Source organism: Pseudomonas fluorescens (genome assembly GCF_019212185.1).
Lineage (GTDB): Bacteria > Pseudomonadota > Gammaproteobacteria > Pseudomonadales > Pseudomonadaceae > Aquipseudomonas.
Window position 1 is genome coordinate 5,867,501 of record NZ_CP078138.1, and the last position, 17,029, is coordinate 5,884,529.

Annotated in this window: 18 protein-coding genes (1 of these 18 only partly in view); 10 read left to right on the top strand and 8 right to left on the bottom strand. The window is 58.6% G+C overall.

Annotation, left to right across the window (positions count from 1 at the left end):
• On the bottom strand, window positions 1-1,102 hold the 5' portion of the coding sequence (gene tyrS / locus KW062_RS26515; protein ID WP_105755151.1) for a tyrosine--tRNA ligase. Its footprint begins 98 nt before the window's first position; only the first 1,102 of its 1,200 coding nucleotides appear in the window; it begins with the start codon at window positions 1,100-1,102; its stop codon lies off the left edge, out of view.
• Between the two features lie 209 nt (window positions 1,103-1,311).
• Between tyrS and KW062_RS26520 the strand changes: the two genes are divergently transcribed.
• Together KW062_RS26520 and KW062_RS26525 are read left to right on the top strand one after the other, a co-directional pair.
• Complete coding sequence (locus tag KW062_RS26520; RefSeq protein WP_027617202.1) at window positions 1,312-2,730, top strand: peptidoglycan DD-metalloendopeptidase family protein; 1,419 nt, start codon at window positions 1,312-1,314, stop codon at window positions 2,728-2,730.
• A gap of 3 nt (window positions 2,731-2,733) precedes the next feature.
• Window positions 2,734-3,825, top strand: a complete 1,092-nt coding sequence (locus KW062_RS26525) for an anhydro-N-acetylmuramic acid kinase (protein ID WP_105755152.1) — start codon at window positions 2,734-2,736, stop codon at window positions 3,823-3,825.
• 72 nt (window positions 3,826-3,897) lie between these two features.
• Here KW062_RS26525 and erpA read toward each other — a convergent pair whose 3' ends face one another.
• Both erpA and argC read right to left on the bottom strand, forming a co-directional pair.
• Complete coding sequence (gene erpA, locus KW062_RS26530; RefSeq protein WP_027617200.1) at window positions 3,898-4,248, bottom strand: iron-sulfur cluster insertion protein ErpA; 351 nt, start codon at window positions 4,246-4,248, stop codon at window positions 3,898-3,900.
• A 166-nt stretch (window positions 4,249-4,414) separates the two neighbouring features.
• Complete coding sequence (gene argC, locus KW062_RS26535; protein ID WP_027617199.1) at window positions 4,415-5,449, bottom strand: N-acetyl-gamma-glutamyl-phosphate reductase; 1,035 nt, start codon at window positions 5,447-5,449, stop codon at window positions 4,415-4,417.
• A gap of 135 nt (window positions 5,450-5,584) precedes the next feature.
• Between argC and hemJ the strand changes: the two genes are divergently transcribed.
• The 6 genes from hemJ (at window position 5,585) to coq7 (ending at window position 10,075) form a co-directional block, all read left to right on the top strand.
• Window positions 5,585-6,016, top strand: a complete 432-nt coding sequence (gene hemJ, locus KW062_RS26540) for a protoporphyrinogen oxidase HemJ (RefSeq protein ID WP_105755153.1) — start codon at window positions 5,585-5,587, stop codon at window positions 6,014-6,016.
• A gap of 34 nt (window positions 6,017-6,050) precedes the next feature.
• Entirely contained in the window at window positions 6,051-7,019 is a 969-nt protein-coding gene (locus KW062_RS26545; RefSeq protein WP_105755154.1) for an NAD(P)H-dependent flavin oxidoreductase, read from the top strand.
• A gap of 78 nt (window positions 7,020-7,097) precedes the next feature.
• Window positions 7,098-8,015 (top strand): DUF805 domain-containing protein, encoded by a 918-nt coding sequence (locus tag KW062_RS26550; protein ID WP_105755155.1) that lies wholly within the window; start codon window positions 7,098-7,100, stop codon window positions 8,013-8,015.
• A gap of 62 nt (window positions 8,016-8,077) precedes the next feature.
• Window positions 8,078-8,866 carry an SDR family NAD(P)-dependent oxidoreductase gene (locus KW062_RS26555; RefSeq protein ID WP_027617195.1) on the top strand — a complete coding sequence of 263 codons (789 nt, stop codon included), beginning with the start codon at window positions 8,078-8,080 and terminating at the stop codon, window positions 8,864-8,866.
• Between the two features lie 81 nt (window positions 8,867-8,947).
• Entirely contained in the window at window positions 8,948-9,286 is a 339-nt protein-coding gene (locus KW062_RS26560) for a histidine triad nucleotide-binding protein (protein WP_017128660.1), read from the top strand.
• Window positions 9,287-9,427: 141 nt separating this feature from the next.
• Window positions 9,428-10,075 (top strand): 2-polyprenyl-3-methyl-6-methoxy-1,4-benzoquinone monooxygenase, encoded by a 648-nt coding sequence (coq7, locus tag KW062_RS26565; RefSeq protein WP_027617194.1) that lies wholly within the window; start codon window positions 9,428-9,430, stop codon window positions 10,073-10,075.
• Between the two features lie 55 nt (window positions 10,076-10,130).
• Here coq7 and KW062_RS26570 read toward each other — a convergent pair whose 3' ends face one another.
• Entirely contained in the window at window positions 10,131-10,553 is a 423-nt protein-coding gene (locus KW062_RS26570) for an OsmC family protein (protein ID WP_005792019.1), read from the bottom strand.
• A 214-nt stretch (window positions 10,554-10,767) separates the two neighbouring features.
• Here KW062_RS26570 and crp point away from each other — a divergent pair, with 214 nt between their 5' ends.
• Complete coding sequence (gene crp / locus KW062_RS26575) at window positions 10,768-11,412, top strand: cAMP-activated global transcriptional regulator CRP (protein ID WP_027617193.1); 645 nt, start codon at window positions 10,768-10,770, stop codon at window positions 11,410-11,412.
• Here the strand turns inward: crp and KW062_RS26580 are convergent.
• The 4 genes from KW062_RS26580 to KW062_RS26595 all read right to left on the bottom strand — a co-directional run bounded on the left by KW062_RS26580 (window position 11,409) and on the right by KW062_RS26595 (window position 14,663).
• On the bottom strand, window positions 11,409-12,110 hold the full coding sequence (locus tag KW062_RS26580) for a lipoate--protein ligase family protein (protein WP_105755156.1): 702 nt from the start codon (window positions 12,108-12,110) through the stop codon (window positions 11,409-11,411). The genes crp and KW062_RS26580 overlap by 4 nt on opposite strands.
• Window positions 12,111-12,177: 67 nt before the next feature.
• On the bottom strand, window positions 12,178-13,014 hold the full coding sequence (gene trpC / locus KW062_RS26585; RefSeq protein WP_027617191.1) for an indole-3-glycerol phosphate synthase TrpC: 837 nt from the start codon (window positions 13,012-13,014) through the stop codon (window positions 12,178-12,180).
• Window positions 13,011-14,060, bottom strand: coding sequence for an anthranilate phosphoribosyltransferase (gene trpD / locus KW062_RS26590; RefSeq protein ID WP_027617190.1), 1,050 nt, complete (start codon window positions 14,058-14,060; stop codon window positions 13,011-13,013). The genes trpC and trpD overlap by 4 nt, the downstream gene beginning before the upstream one ends.
• Before the next feature lie 9 nt (window positions 14,061-14,069).
• Window positions 14,070-14,663 (bottom strand): aminodeoxychorismate/anthranilate synthase component II, encoded by a 594-nt coding sequence (locus KW062_RS26595; RefSeq protein ID WP_027617189.1) that lies wholly within the window; start codon window positions 14,661-14,663, stop codon window positions 14,070-14,072.
• A 397-nt stretch (window positions 14,664-15,060) separates the two neighbouring features.
• On the opposite strand from KW062_RS26595, the gene estP reads away from it, so the two are divergent.
• Complete coding sequence (gene estP / locus KW062_RS26600) at window positions 15,061-16,971, top strand: esterase EstP (protein ID WP_105755157.1); 1,911 nt, start codon at window positions 15,061-15,063, stop codon at window positions 16,969-16,971.
• The last annotated feature ends 58 nt before the right edge of the window (window positions 16,972-17,029 follow it).

Here is a 17,029-nt window from a genome sequence, read left to right on the forward strand (position 1 = left end):
CACCATCAACACGCACACCACCCGACCCCAACAAGTCGCGAGCGACTGCCGAGTTCTTCACCAATCCAGCCTGATTCAGCACGGCAGCAATCGGCATATCCTCTGTAGCAGTCAGCTCGATCTCCGGCAGGTCATCCGGCAGCTCACCATCCTTCATGCGATTGCCGGCAGCACGGTGAGCATTGGCCGCAGCCTCTTCACCATGGAAACGCGCCACAATCTCTTCCGCCAGCTTGATCTTGACGTCACGCGGATTGGCCCCGGCCTCGACATCCGCACGCAACGCGTTGATCTCTTCCATGGAGCGGAAGCTGAGCAATTCGAAGTAACGCCACATCAGCGCATCCGGAATCGATACCAGCTTGCCGTACATGACACCCGGTGCCTCTTGGATGCCAACGTAGTTGCCCAGGGACTTGGACATCTTCTTCACGCCATCCAGACCTTCGAGCAACGGCATAGTCAGGATGCACTGAGCCTCCTGGCCGTAACTGCGCTGCAGCTCACGCCCCATCAGCAGATTGAACTTCTGATCTGTGCCGCCCAACTCTACATCTGCACGCAAGGCTACCGAGTCGTAGCCCTGGACCAGCGGATAGAGGAACTCATGAATGGCGATTGGCTGATTGGTCGAGTAGCGCTTGTCGAAGTCGTCGCGCTCAAGCATGCGAGCCACGGTGTACTGGGAAGTCAGACGAATGAAATCCGCCGGCCCCATCTGGTCCATCCAGGTGGAATTGAATGCGACCTCGGTCTTGGCCGGATCGAGGATCTTGAACACTTGGGTCTTGTAGGTCTCGGCGTTTTCCAACACCTGCTCGCGGGTCAACGGCGGGCGAGTAGCACTCTTGCCGCTCGGATCACCGATCATCCCGGTGAAATCGCCAATCAGGAAAATCACCTGATGACCCAACTCCTGGAACTGACGCAGCTTGTTAATAAGCACCGTGTGCCCAAGGTGCAGATCGGGTGCCGTCGGATCGAAGCCAGCCTTGATACGCAGCGGCTGGCCACGCTTGAGCTTTTCGACAAGCTCGGACTCGACCAACAGTTCTTCCGCACCACGTTTAATCAGCGCTAGCTGCTCTTCAACCGACTTCATAACAGACCCGCAAGGCTCAGATTCAAAGGGGACCAACCATACAAGATCGCGCACCAAATACAAGTTTTGCCCGGCGCACGGACAGCATTCCGCGAACAGAGCACTCGCGGCTTGCTTAAGAGATGATTTGGTTATATTTTATACAGTTATTTCATCTTCATCATGTCATTCATCTTTTCCATTTCATCTTTTCCAAAGTCAAATTACCTATGACCACTGAACCGTCTAAAGCGCCACCGCTTTATCCGAAGACCCACCTGCTGGCCGCAAGTGGCATCGCCGCCCTGCTCAGCCTCGCGCTTCTGGTGTTTCCATCCAGTGACGTCGAAGCCAAAAAGACCACGCTGAGCCTGGAGCTGGAAAGCCCTGCCGAACAACTGACACAAGACCAAGACGCTGCCGACGCCGTTCAAGCCACAAACGAGCCGGTAGAGTCTCCCTTCGCGCAAATCGAAAACAGTGCCGACGACGTCCAGCAAACTGCGCAAGCAGCGCCTGCTCCAGTCGCTGAAGAGAAAAAGGCCGCGAACCATAGGGAAGTCATCGTTGCAAAGGGCGACACGCTGTCGACCCTGTTCGAGAAAGTCGGCCTGCCCTCCTCGGCAGTCAGCGAAATTCTCGCCAGCGACAAGCAAGCCAAGCAGTTCACCCAACTCAAACGCGGCCAGAAGCTCGAGTTTGAACTTGGCCCAGACGGCCAGTTGAACACCCTGCACAGCAAGATCAGCGACTTGGACAGCATCAGCCTGAGCAAGAACGCCAAGGGTTATGCTTTCACCCGCACAACCGCCAAGCCAACCGTACGCACGGCCTATGTACATGGGGTTATCAACAGCTCGCTCTCGCAGTCCGCGGCGCGTGCCGGCCTTTCCCACAGCCTCACGATGGACATGGCCAGCGTGTTTGGTTACGACGTCGACTTCGCCCAGGATATTCGCCAGGGCGATGAGTTCGACGTGATCTACGAGCAGAAAGTGGTCAATGGCAAGGCGGTTGGCAACGGCCCGATCCTCTCGGCGCGCTTTACCAACCGCGGCAAAACCTACACCGCCGTGCGGTACACCAACAAGCAAGGCAACAGCAGCTACTACACCGCAGATGGCAACAGCATGCGCAAGGCGTTCATCCGCACGCCGGTGGACTTCGCCCGTATCAGCTCGCGCTTCTCAATGGGGCGCAAGCATCCAATTCTGAACAAGATTCGCGCCCACAAAGGTGTTGACTACGCTGCGCCACGTGGCACACCGATCAAGGCGGCTGGCGACGGCAAAGTACTGCTGGCCGGCCGGCGTGGCGGCTATGGCAATACCGTTATCATCCAGCACGGCAACGCCTACCGCACTCTGTACGGGCATATGCAAGGCTTCGCCAAGGGCGTGAAAACCGGTGGCAGCGTCAAGCAGGGCCAGGTGATTGGCTACATCGGCACCACTGGTCTGTCGACCGGCCCGCACTTGCACTATGAGTTCCAGGTCAATGGCGTACACGTCGATCCGCTGGGCCAGAAGCTGCCGATGGCCGATCCGATTGCCAAGGGCGAGCGAGCACGCTTCCTGCAGCAGAGCCAGCCGCTGATGGCGCGCATGGATCAAGAGAAGGCCACGATGCTGGCTTCGAGCAAGCGCTAAGCCATGGCACTGTATCTAGGACTGATGTCCGGAACCAGTCTGGATGGGCTGGACATCGCTCTGATCGAATACACGACAGCAATCAGGCTGGTGGCAACACACTACATTCCCATGCCTGACGCCTTACGGTCGGAGTTGCTGGGTCTGTGCGCAAGCGGACCGGACGAGATCGCCCGCTCCGCGATTGCCCAGCAAAACTGGGTGACCCTAGCGGCGCAAGGCATCAATACCTTGCTTACAGCACAGCAACTCAAACCCGCTGACATCCGAGCGATCGGTAGTCACGGCCAGACCATTCGCCACGAACCTGCACGCGGCTTCACGGTTCAGATTGGCAATCCCGCCCTGCTCACGGAGCTCACTGGCATTACAGTTGTCAGCGACTTCCGCAGCCGCGACGTTGCTGCGGGTGGACAGGGTGCGCCACTGGTTCCGGCCTTTCACGAAGCCTTGTTTGGCGAGCGCACTGGTAATCGTGCGGTGTTGAACGTTGGTGGCTTCAGCAACCTCAGCCTGATCGAGACAGGCAGACCGGTCGCGGGATTTGATTGCGGCCCGGGCAACGTTCTGCTGGATGCATGGGTTCATCAACAACGTGGCGAAACCTTCGACCGCGGCGGCCAATGGGCGGCCAGCGGCAAGCTCGAACCGGTCTTGCTGAAGAGCTTGCTCAGTGACCCGTTCTTCAAGGCCTCAGGCCCGAAAAGCACTGGCCGTGAAGTCTTCAATCTGCAATGGCTCACCCAGCACCTCGCACATTTGCCGGCCTTCGCCGAACAAAACGTGCAAGCCACGCTGCTTGAACTGACCGCCCTGACCATCGTCGACTCACTGCAAGCCGCCCAGCGCAAGACCGAGGAACTGTTGGTCTGCGGTGGGGGCGCGCACAACGCAGCGTTGATGGCCCGTCTTTCTACCCTGCTACCCGACACAACCGTAACCAGTACCGCCACTTATGGGGTTGACCCAGATTGGGTCGAAGCCATGGCCTTTGCTTGGCTGGCACACTGTTGCCTTGAAGGCATCCCGGCCAATCGCCCCAGTGTCACCGGCGCTCGCGGCTTGCGGGTACTGGGCGCCATCTATCCCGCCTGACGCCAGACAGCAAAACGCCGCAAGGCTCTGAAGCCATGCGGCGTTGAGTACAACTACGAGTGCGCGCGACGATCAGATCGAGAACGAAGAGCCACAACCGCAAGTAGTGGTCGCATTAGGGTTCTTGATCACGAAACGCGAACCTTCCAGACCTTCCTGATAGTCCACCTCGGCACCAGCCAGATACTGGTAGCTCATCGGATCGACAACCAGGCTGACACCCTCGCGCTCGACGATGGTGTCGTCATCGGCCACTTCCTCATCGAAAGTGAAGCCGTACTGAAATCCTGAACAACCGCCGCCCGTAACGAATACGCGCAGCTTCAAGCGATCATTACCCTCTTCATCGACCAGGCTCTTCACCTTGTGCGCGGCACCGTGAGTGAATTGCAAAGCCGTGGGGGTGAAGGATTCGACGCTCATGCTGACTATCTCCCGGCGTTATGCCGCCATACTGCGTGATGACGCGCATTATCCGCTTCTCCCAGAAAAGCGGTCAACTATTGTTATGGTATAGCAATCAACATAATCATGCTGACAGACAGCAAAAAGGCCCGTTCAAGGGCCTTTTTGCTGTGAGCCACGTGGTTTAAGGCAACATACCCGCATGGGACAGACCCAAGCGCTCATCCAGGCCAAACATGATATTCAGGTTCTGTACAGCCTGACCCGACGCCCCCTTGACCAGGTTGTCGATCACCGACAAAACCACCACCAGATCGCCGTCCTGAGGACGGTGAACCGCAATACGGCAGACGTTGGCGCCGCGAACACTCCGAGTCTCCGGATGGCTACCAGCCGGCATGACGTCGACAAACGGCTCATTGGCATAGCGTTTCTCGAACAACGCCTGCAAATCAACAGAGCGATCAACGACTGTCGCGTACAGCGTCGAGTGAATGCCACGAATCATCGGAGTCAGGTGCGGAACAAACGTCAGGCCAACTTCTTTACCGGCAGCGCGACGCAGCCCCTGGCGGATCTCCGGCAAGTGGCGATGACCTTTGACTGCATAGGCCTTCATGCTTTCTGACGTTTCGGAATACAGCGAACCTACGGCGGCGCCACGGCCAGCCCCGCTGACGCCGGACTTGCAGTCAGCGATCAGGCGCGAGGTGTCAGCCAGCCCGGCTTCGAGCAGCGGCAAGAAGCCCAGCTGGGTAGCAGTCGGATAGCAGCCCGGCACAGCAATCAGGCGTGCTTGCTTGATCTGTTCGCGATTGACTTCCGGCAAGCCATAAACCGCTTCCTCCAACAACTGCGGGGCACCGTGAGGCTGGTTGTACCACTTGGCCCACTCATCCGCGTCCTGCAAACGGAAGTCTGCCGACAGGTCGATGACCTTGGTCCCGGCCGCGAGCAACTCGCCCGCCAGGGCATGGGCAACGCCATGGGGGGTGGCAAAGAATACGACGTCACAGGCACCGAGCGTCTTGATGTCCGGAACGCTGAACGCCAGACCGTCGTAGTGGCCACGCAGGTTGGGGTACATATCGGCAACGGCCATACCGGCCTCGGATCGGGAAGTGATCACCACCACTTCCGCTTGCGGATGCTGAGCCAACAAACGCAGCAATTCGACACCGGTGTAACCCGTGCCGCCGACGATACCGACCTTGACCATAAACCTGCCCTCAACGAACCCACTGGAAAGCCGTCGATAATAGGGCCCACCCAGCCCTGCGACAACCAGCAAGGTGACGTACGGAGGCTCAAGCCTCTACTATTCGGGCTACCGTGAACCTGGGAATAACCAAAAATGCTCTATCTGTGGCTCAAAGCCTTTCATATCGTCAGCATCGTCTGCTGGTTTGCCGGCCTGTTTTACTTACCGCGTCTGTTCGTTTATCACGCTCAAAGCGAGGACAACACCAGCAAAGAGCGCTTCAGCCTGATGGAGCGCAAGTTGTATCGCGGCATCATGGGTCCTTCGATGATCGCAACGCTGATCTTTGGTGGCTGGCTGATCAGTCTCAATCCGAGCGCGTACTTCACTCAGGGTGGCTGGATGCACGCCAAGCTGACATTGGTGGTACTGCTGATCGGTTATCACCACATGTGCGGCGCGCAAGTGAAGCGCTTTGCCCGTGGCGAAAACACCCGCAGCCATGTCTTTTACCGCTGGTTCAATGAAGTCCCGGTTCTGATGTTGCTGGCTATCGTAATTTTGGTTGTCGTACGGCCGTTCTAATCTTACTGACTGAACTGACTCGGGGGTATTTCCAATGTCGCTGCCCGCTTTGCTCGAACAACGCCTGCGCCTGCCCGTAGTGGCGGCGCCGATGTTCCTGATTTCCAATCCACAATTGGTGCTCGCCTGTTGCCGCAATGGCGTGGTCGGTAGTTTTCCGGCGCTGAATCAGCGCGAGAGCAGCGGCTTCAAAGCCTGGCTTGAAGAAATCGAGGAAGGGCTGGCGCTACTGGAAAACCCGGCACCCTATGCGGTGAACCTGATCGTGCATCAAAGTAATCCACGGCTGGAGGCGGACCTGGCAATCTGCGTCGAGCACAAGGTGCCTATCGTGATTACCAGCCTGGGGGCTGTCAAAGAACTGGTGGACGCCGTTCATGGCTATGGCGGCCTGGTGTTCCACGACGTGACGACGCGTCGCCATGCCGAAAAAGCCGCCGAAGCCGGTGTCGATGGACTGATCGCCGTCGCGGCGGGCGCCGGTGGACACGCTGGCACCTGGAGCCCCTTCTCGTTGATTGCCGAGATCCGCCAGTTCTTCGACAAAACCCTGTTGCTTGCCGGCTGTCTGAATCACGGCCATGAAATTCTCGCCGCACAATTGCTGGGCGCCGACCTGGCCTACTTTGGTACGCGCTTTATCGGCACCACCGAAAGTCACGCGCCTGACGCTTACAAAGAAATGCTGCTGACATCGCGAGCCGCCGACATTGTGCATACTCCGGCGGTCTCCGGGGTACCCGCCAGTTTCATGCGCCAAAGCCTGCTCAATGCCGGCTTCGATATCGAAGCGCTGCAAGGCAAAGGTGAGATCAACTTTGGCGCCAAGCTCAAGCCAGTGAGCGATGAAGCCAAAGCCTGGAAAACCGTATGGTCGGCCGGACAAGGCGTCGGCGAGATCAACGACTTGCCGAGCGTGGATGAGCTGATCGCCCGGCTGGACGCCGAATACCGCAATGCACAGCAAATTGCCGCTCAGTTGCCAAAACGCTGGCCACGCTGATCCCCCCCTCGGGCCAGGCGAGCGAGCTGGTCCGGATTGGGCTTACTGCCCACCTATTCGCGACAAGGATGTACAACTATGAGCGACGCCCGCTTCAAGATCGTCTTCGATGGAGCCCTGCAAAACGGAGTCGACATCACCACCGCCAAACTCAACTTGGCGCAGCTGTTCAAAAGCGATGTTGCAGCCATTGAACGACTCTTCAGCGGTAAACCCGTCGCCCTGAAACGCGATCTTACCCACGCAGATGCGCAAACCTATCTCAATGCTCTGATGAAAACCGGCATTGAAGCGCGGATCGAAGCCGAGCCCTCGATCGAGCTCGACTTGAGTGAAGTTGTCGCCACCTGCACCACACCGACACCACCGACAAGCACTGAGAACCCATCACCCTACGCCCCTCCCCGATCGCTTGTGGGTGAAGTGAGCAGCGAATACTCCGAGCTCAAAGTACTCAGCGTTCAGGGACGAATCGGTCGCTTGCGCTACCTGGCCTGGTCACTTGCCGCACTTCTGGTCGTAGGTGGCGTCGCCGGCATCCTGGGATTGACTCTGCTGGCTGGCGATCAAATGGTGCTGGGCGCAATTGTTTGTGTCGCCGGGGTGCTGGCTTACTTCTACTTGAATATCACCATCAGTGTGCAGCGTTTGCACGACCTGGGCTGGTCGGGCTGGCTGTGGTTCCTGAATCTGGTGCCGGTGCTCGGCAGCCTGTTTCCTATCGCCCTGGCAGTGATTCCCGGGAATGCCGCGAGCAATCGCTACGGCGCGCCCCCACCCGCCAACAGCACCGCGGTCAAAGTGCTCTGCGCGCTGTGGCTGGTAGTGATCGCGCTGATGTTTGTCGGCGGGCTGGCTGGAGGCCTCTCCACGCTCACCGAAGAATATGAAAGTGCTGTGGGTAGCCGTTACGAAACCAGTGAAACAACTGACAGTGTTGAAACAGATGACGCGGCGCAACCGGCTCAGCCCCCTGTAGACTATGAGAAAGAATAAACGCGCTCGTTTCCTGTGACCTCTCTGTCTACAGGTCCCGAGCCGTTGCGATGGAGAACCGCATGACCCGTTACGCTCTGATCACTGGTGCTTCAAGCGGCATCGGCCTGGCCATGGCCGAAGCACTGGCACGCCGAGGCCGCAGCCTGATACTGGTGGCTCGCCAACGTGATCAGCTGGAAAGCATCGCCATCGAACTCACCCAACGCTTTGGCGTCGAGGTGTTGTTTCGAGCCTGCGACCTGGGCGAGCCATTGCGCCTGTCCGGATTTCTCCTCGAACTGGAAGAAGGCGAGCGGCAGATCGACCTACTGGTCAATTGCGCGGGAATGGGCACTTGCGGCCCCTTTCTGGCGCAGGACTGGATGACTGAGCAAGACCTGATTGAGGTCAATGTCCTCGCTCTCACCCGACTGTGTCACGCGATTGGCAACAGCATGGCCCTACAGGGCGGCGGACAGATTCTCAATGTGGCCTCCGTGGCAGCCTTCCACCCCGGCCCCTGGATGAGCACTTACCATGCCAGCAAGGCGTACGTGCTGCACTTCTCGGAAGGCCTGCGGGTTGAGCTGAAAAAGTGCGCAGTCAAGGTTTCGGTGCTGTGTCCTGGACCGACCCGGACCGCATTCTTTCGCACCGCCCAGCTCGACGAAAGCAAACTGAACGCCAGCAATCGGTTGATGAGCTCCGAGGAAGTCGCGCTGTACACCGTACGAGCCCTGGAAAAAAATCGCGCCATCATCATCCCTGGACGGCGCAATCGCTGGCGTGCATTCCTGCCGCGCCTTGGCTCGCGCTGGCTGACACGCACCCTCGCCGGCATGTTCAACAAAGCTTATTGCCCGCGTTGAGTGTGGCCAAAGCAAAAGGTTAGGCGCAGGGGTATCCCCTTCAGTACACTCAGTGCGGCCCATCAACATGGAGAAATCGCTGTGGATACTCTGTTCACCAAGATCATCAACAGAGAAATACCTGCCAAGATCATTTACGAGGATGACCAGGTTCTGGCCTTCCACGATATTGCCCCCCAGGCACCCGTGCATTTTCTGGTGATTCCGAAAAAGCCGGTCCGCACCCTCAACGACCTGACCGAAGATGACAAAGCCCTGGCCGGGCATATTCTGTTCACCGCCCAACGCCTGGCCCTGGAGCTTGGTTGCGAAGAGGGCTTTCGGGTGGTGATGAACTGCAACGAGTTGGGTGGACAGACCGTCTACCACATTCACATGCACGTTCTGGGTCAGCGCCAAATGAATTGGCCGCCGGGCTGATTCACGCCGACGCGGATGCGGGTGGCAAAGGAATCTGCTCCTTCGCCTCCCCCTACTCTGCCGACGTGTGCAATGACCCAGCGCAAACCTTCCCCGGCCGATTGCGGTAAACTGGCCGCCGAGATTCTCCCGGAGGTCAGCATGACAACCCAACGTCACTATTCGCCCATTGATCGCCTGTTGCTACAGGCTGATACCGCAATGCGCACGTTGCTGCCGTTCAGTGGCCAGCCTCACCGCCCGTCGCCGGCCATCCTGCAGCCCGAGACGAAACTGAGCGATGAGGACACTCGTCACGTCGCCGGCCTGATGCGGATCAACCATACCGGTGAAGTCTGCGCCCAGGCGCTGTACCAGGGCCAGGCGCTGACTGCCAAGCTGCCGCAAGTGCGAGCAGCAATGGAACATGCGGCGGAAGAAGAGATTGATCACCTGGTCTGGTGCGAACAGCGCATCAAGCAACTGGGCAGTCACACCAGCATTCTCAATCCGTTGTTCTACGGCATGTCGTTCGGCATCGGCGCGGTGGCCGGATTGATCAGCGACAAGGTCAGCCTGGGCTTCGTTGCCGCAACCGAGGATCAGGTGTGCAAACACTTGAACGAACATCTGGTGCAACTGCCCGCGGAAGACGAAAAGTCCCGGGCGATTCTCGAGCAAATGCGCATCGACGAAGAACAGCACGCTGAAAGTGCCCTGGATGCCGGTGGCTTCCGCTTTCCGGCGCCGGTCAAATTTGGTATGAGCCTGCTGGCCAAGGTCATGACCAAGAGCACCTACCGTATTTGATACGGAAACTGAAAAGGGCGCTGAATCAGCGCCCTTTCTTTTTTGCCCTGTCGACTCAGCCTAACTCGATGATTTCGTAATCGTGAGTAATGGCGACGCCCGCAGCACCCAGCATGATCGATGCAGAGCAGTACTTCTCTGCCGATAACTCGATGGCTCGTTTGACTTGGGCTTCCTTGAGGGCCCGCCCCTTGACCACGAAATGCATGTGGATCTTGGTAAAGACCTTGGGATCTTCAGTCGCACGCTCGGCTTCGAGGAAGGCTTCGCAGCTTTCAACAGCCTGGCGCGACTTCTTCAGAATACTGACCACGTCGAAATTACTGCAACCGCCTACGCCGAGCAGGAGCATTTCCATCGGCCGAACACCCAGGTTGCGACCACCGGCCTCTGGCGGACCGTCCATGACCACGACGTGACCACTGCCGGATTCACCGAGGAACATGGCTTCGCCAGCCCATTGGATGCGTGCCTTCATCGCCGAGTCTCCACTGTAAAAAAAGGGTCGCCAGCTTAGCACAGCGTCAGCGATTGAAAGCGTGCCCCGTCGACTTGAGCCAGTAGCCTGCGTCATGGGTAAAATCTGCAATGACAACAGAGTGCGTCTGGTAAGCTGGCGCCAAATCAATGACGCCAATCCATCGTCAACAAAAAATAGACACCTCACCGTGCAGTCTTTTCGGGATACAACCATGGTTGCTATTGCCCCAACCCCAAAAATAAAGAATCTCGACAAACTGCTGACGCATTGCCAGCGCCGCCGGTATCAGGCCAAGAGCAATATCATTTGCGCCGGGGATCGTTCCGACACGCTGTTTTTCATTATCAAAGGGTCGGTCACCATCCTGATCGAAGACGATGACGGGCGAGAAATGATCATTGCCTATCTCAACGCCGGGGATTTCTTTGGTGAACTGGGCCTGTTCGAACAAGCCGGTCAGGAGCAGGAACGCAGCGCCTGGGTTCGGGCCAAGGTCGAATGCGAAGTGGCCGAAATCAGTTACGGCAAATTTCGCGAACTGTCCCAACAGGATCCGGACATTCTCTACGTGCTCAGCGGCCAGATTGCCCAGCGCCTGCGCAACACCACCCGCAAGGTCGGCGACCTGGCGTTCTTCGACGTTACTGGCCGGGTAGCGCGCTGTCTGCTGGAGTTGTGCAAACAACCTGACGCCATGACCCACCCCGACGGCATGCAAATAAAAGTCACCCGTCAGGAGATCGGGCGGATCGTCGGCTGCTCGCGGGAGATGGTCGGTCGCGTTCTCAAGGATCTGGAAGAACGCAACCTGGTAAACGTCAAAGGCAAGACCATGGTGGTGTTCGGCACCCGCTAGACAGCCATGACCTTAGCCAGCATCTCACGATACAAGGCATCCAGCCGCTCAATAGCCAGCGGGGCGGCAAATTGTTCATGCAGGGCGATATGGCTTTGCGCACGTACTCGTTGATCGAGGCCGCAGGCTTCGTTAAAGCGATTCACCGCCTGCACCATCGACTCACGTTCGTCATCCAGCAGCAGCGCACCGTGCACCAGGCCGACCGGTCGCTGACCACCCTTGCTTTGGCGCCAGCGTTGAGCGGTGCCGACCATCTTGCGACCATCCAGGTTGACGTTGAAACGCCCATCACAAAACGCTCCCTCGACTTCACCCAAGGAAGCATTGCCGCCCAGCTCTGTGAGCAGCGTGCAGATCGGATCGCACAGACGTCGATAACCTGTTTCGATACGCCCGTGATCCCCTTCGCTACGGGGCGGTGCGTAGACCAACGCAATGTTAACGGTCGCTGCCGATTGCGGCACAGGCTCACCGCCGGTTTCGCGCAACAATACCGGCCAACCATTTTCCGCCGAAGCCAGACAGGCCTCCTCGAATCCCGGCAGACGGCTCAAGCGCCGCGGCATGACCAGAGCACGATCACTGGGCTGCCAGAACAACAGGCCAAATTCCTGGTCGCCGGCACACACCGTAGCCAACAAATCCTGTTCAGCTTGCAGTCCCGCTTCGACGGTCAGGGCGATGGGTTGAGTCATGGCAGTGCGGATCCTTGGCTGTGGATACAAAAAAGCCGGCATCGCCGGCTTCTTCATTGAATGTACATCAGTCGAGTGTGGAACCACTGACCGGTACGCCGCGTTCCGGGAAGAACAGGCGCTGCAGTTCTGCCCCCGGCTGTTCGGCACGCATGAACGCTTCGCCAACCAGGAACGAGTAAACCTCGCTGATTTCCATCAGCTCGACATCGGCACGGTTGAGGATGCCACTTTCAGTGATCACCAGGCGATCACGAGGAATGCGCGGCAGCAGATCGAGTGTGGTTTCCAGGCTGACGTCAAAGGTATGAAGGTTGCGGTTGTTGACCCCGACCAGAGGCGTGTCGAGGGTTTTCAGCGCCCGCTCAAGCTCATCTCCGTCGTGAACTTCAACCAGTACATCCAGGCCAACGCTCTTGGCAACGGCCGCGAGCTCAGCCATCTTCACGTCATCCAGTGCGGACACGATCAGCAGCACGCAATCAGCGCCCAGCGCACGGGCTTCGACGATCTGGTACGGATCGACCATGAAGTCCTTGCGGATCACCGGCAACGCACAGGCTGCGCGAGCCTGTTGCAGATAAATATCAGCGCCCTGGAAGTAGTCGACATCAGTCAGCACCGACAGGCAGGTCGCGCCGCCCTTCTCATAGCTACGGGCGATGTCGGCGGGTACGAAGTTTTCGCGAATCACGCCCTTGCTCGGCGAGGCTTTCTTGATTTCGGCGATCACTGCCGGCTGCTTGCGCTTGGCCTGCTCAAGCAAAGCCTGGGCAAAACCACGAGGCGCGTCTGCCACCTTGGCCATGGCTTCCAGCTCGGCCAGGGTCACGCGAGCACTGCGCTCGGCCACCTCTTCAAATTTGCGGGCAAGAATCTTTTCCAGCACCGTCGGTACACTCATGCCTCATTCTCCACTTTGAATACCGCGGTAAACGCGCCCAACTCTTCAAGTTTTTCACGTGCTAGGCCAGTGTGCAGCGCGTCATGCGCCAGGGCGACGCCTTCTTTGAGGCTGCTTGCATGATCCGCGGCGTAGAGCGCGGCACCCGCATTCAGCACGATCATTTCTGCAGCTTTCTGGCCGTTTTCGGTCTTGCGGCGCCCCAGCGCATCGCGGATCAGCTCAAGCGAGGCTGCCGGGCTTTCAACCGCCAGACCGTGCAAGCTCTGGCTCTTCATGCCCAGGTCTTCCGGCTCGACCCAATACTCGGTGATCTGGTCATCCTTCAACTCCGCGACAAAGGTCGGCGCAGCCAGGCTGAATTCATCCAGGCCGTCCTTGGAGTGCACCACCAGGACGTGTTTGCTACCCAAGCGTTGCAGGACTTCGGCCAATGGTCGGCACAAGGCCTGACTGAACACGCCGACAACCTGATGTTTCACACCGGCCGGATTCGTAAGCGGGCCGAGCATGTTGAACAGGGTACGCAAGCCCAGGTCACGGCGTGGGCCCGCCGCGTATTTCATCGCACTGTGGTGGGATTGGGCAAACATGAAACCAATACCAACGTTGTCGATGCAGCGTGCAACTTGTACTGGCGTCAGGTTCAGGTAAATCCCGGCCGCTTCCAGCAAGTCGGCGCTGCCACTCTTGCCGGAGACTGCGCGGTTACCATGCTTGGCCACCGTGCAACCGGCTGCGGCGACGACAAATGACGAGGCGGTCGAGACGTTGAAGATGTTCGCGCCATCGCCGCCGGTGCCGACCACATCGACCACGCCGTTGAGGGTGTTCAACTCGACCTTGTCCGCCAGCTCACGCATGACCGATACGGCGCCGACAATTTCATCGATGCTCTCGCTCTTCATGCGCATGGCCATCATGAATGCGCCAATCTGCGCGTCCGTGCATTTGCCAGTCATGATTTCGCGCATCACATCGCGCATTTCCTCAGTGCTCAGGTCCAGATGGCCGACGATACGGCTCAGGGCAGTCTTGATATCCATGGAAAGTCCTTAGCGCGTGCCGCCGGTTTGTTTGAGGAAATTGGCGAACAGTTCGTGGCCCTGCTCGGTGAGGATCGACTCAGGGTGGAACTGCACCCCTTCAATGTTCAGCGTTTTGTGGCGCAGGCCCATGATTTCGTCGACCGAGCCATCTTCGAGCTGAGTCCAGGCGGTCAGTTCCAGGCAATCGGGCAGGGTTTCGCGCTTGACGATCAGCGAGTGATAGCGGGTGACGGTCAAAGGATTGTTCAGTCCCTGGAACACGCCCTTGTCCTCATGAAATACCGGACTAGTCTTACCGTGCATCACTTGCCGGGCTCGCACGACATCGCCACCAAAGGCTTGTCCGATCGACTGATGTCCCAGGCAAACGCCGAGGATCGGCAGCTTGCCAGCGAAATACTTGATGGCCTCGATCGACACGCCGGCTTCGGTCGGCGTGCACGGGCCAGGGGACACCACAATGCGCTCGGGCTTGAGGGCTTCGATCTGGGCGATGGTCAGTTCATCGTTGCGCACGACCTTGACCTCGGAGCCTAGCTCGCCGAGGTATTGCACAACGTTGTAAGTAAAGGAGTCGTAGTTATCAATCATCAGCAACATGGGGGCAAACCTCTTGAATTCACTGACTTTCAAAACAGCCTTCGAATGATTGGCCCGCAGGATTGCAGCGCTCGTTTAGTGGCTGGAACAGCCAACAACAACGGCGGGGCTTACGGGCAAAGAAGGCAAACAGGTACAGGTCCGGCCGGGCCGGCAGAGAATATTCAGGCGCGCCAACGCCAACGGGCGTGTGCCTTGACGACTTGATCCAAGAGTTTGCTGACGATCAACACGGGGAAGGTCTCATTCATACGTTCAGGCACAGTAACTTAGCTGAGCAGAGGGTGCAATATGGCGTAGCAATAGCGGGAGATGCGGCCTTTAGCCATAGCAGAGGCGCAAAAGTTTTTGGTACTGTCGTTTTGTTCACTACAACAATAAATAAACGGACTTGATTATGATCAGACAGACGCTGTTTGTACCGCTGGCAGCCAGCCTTCTCGCGCTGGCCTGCGCCCAGGCGATCGCTGCTCCGACACCTTATTCGAACTTCGTGGTCTTTGGAGACAGCCTCAACGACGCCGGCCAGTTTACTGACCCGGGCGGTCCCGCAGGTGCCACCCAACGCTTCACCAACCGCGTTGGCCCCACCTACCGCGACGGTGCCGGGGAAGTCCGTTCTTCCAACTCGACACAGTTGCTGGGGGGGAAGCTGGGGTTTTCCGAAGACCAGACGGCTGCCTCGACCTCAGCCGTACGCGCCAACGAAGGCTTGGCGGACGGCAACAACTGGGCGGTCGGCGGCTATCGGACCGACCAGATCCTCGAGTCGATCACCACCACATCGGCCACCGGCGAACGTACGCGCGCCGGCTATCTGCCAAGCAACGGCCTGCGGGCCGACCCGAACGCACTGTATTACCTCTCCGGCGGCGGTAACGACTTTCTCCAAGGACGCATTCTCAACCTCGCCCAGGCTGACGCCGCTGCCGGCCGGCTGGTCGATAGCGTGCAGACCCTGCAACAGGCCGGTGCCAAATACATCATGGTCTGGCTATTGCCCGATATTGGCTTGACGCCAGCAATCAACGGCAGCCCGTTGCAAGGCTTCGTCTCCCAACTCAGCACCCAGTTCAACAGCGAACTGGTGCGGCAACTGCAGACCGTCAACGCCGAAGTCATTCCGCTGAACATCCCGGTGCTGCTCAACGAGGCCTTCGCCAATCCAGCGCAGTTCGGCCTGGCCACCGACCAGAACCTCACTGCCACCTGCTTTAGTGGCAGCGGCTGTACGGAAAACGCCCGCTACGGCATCAACAGCGCCACGCCCGATCCGACCAAGCTGATCTACAACGACTCGGTGCACCCTACCGAGGCCGGCCAACGACTGATTGCCGATTACGCTTACTCGTTGCTGTCGGCACCGTGGGAAGCCTCGCTCCTCCCGGAAATGGCCCATGGCACCCTGCGCGCGCATCAGGATGAACTGCGCAATCAATGGCAGGCCGACTGGGAAAACTGGCAAGGCGTCGGCCAATGGCGGGCGATTGTCGCCGGCGGCGGGCAGCACCTGGACTTTGATGGCCAGAACAGCGCCGTCAGCGGCGATGGCAGCGGCTATAACCTGAATATCGGCACCAGCTACCGCGTCAATGACGCCTGGCGTGTAGGTGTCGCGGCGGGCTTGTATCACCAGACGCTGGAAGCCGGCAGCAACGATTCGGACTACAAGCTCAATACCTACATGGGCACCGCCTTCGCCCAGTACCAGCAAAATCGCTGGTGGGCCGATGGCGCCCTGACAGCTGGGCACCTGGATTACGACAGCCTCAAGCGCAAGTTCGACCTGGGCGTCAATGAGCGCGGCGAGAAAGGCGATACCAGCGGCACCGTGTTGGCGGCCAGTGGCCGGATCGGTTATGACATCGCGCAACAGGCCAGCAGCCCATGGCACCTGTCGCCGTTCGTCAGCGCCGACTTCGCCAAGGTCAAGGTCGACGGCTACTCAGAGGATGGCAATGACGCGACCGCGCTGACCTACGACGACCAGACCCGCAACTCGCGCCGCTTGGGCATCGGCCTCCAGGGCAAATACCAGATCACCGCGCAAACTCAGGTGTATGGCGAGTACGCCCATGAGCGCGAGTACGAGGACGACACTCAAGAGGTGACGATGAACCTCAATACCCTGCCCGACAACCGCTACACCCTCGAGGGCTACACCCCACAATCCCATATCAACCGCCTGAACCTGGGCGTCAGCCACAAGTTGACCGCCGACCTGGCGTTGCGCGCCGGGTACAACATCCGCAAGGATGATGACTTCACTCAACAAGGGGTGAACGTTGGCGTGGTGCTGGACTTCTAAATCCGCGAGCGAAAAAAACGCTGCCCCCTCACAGGGACAGCGTTTTTTTGGCGCTGAA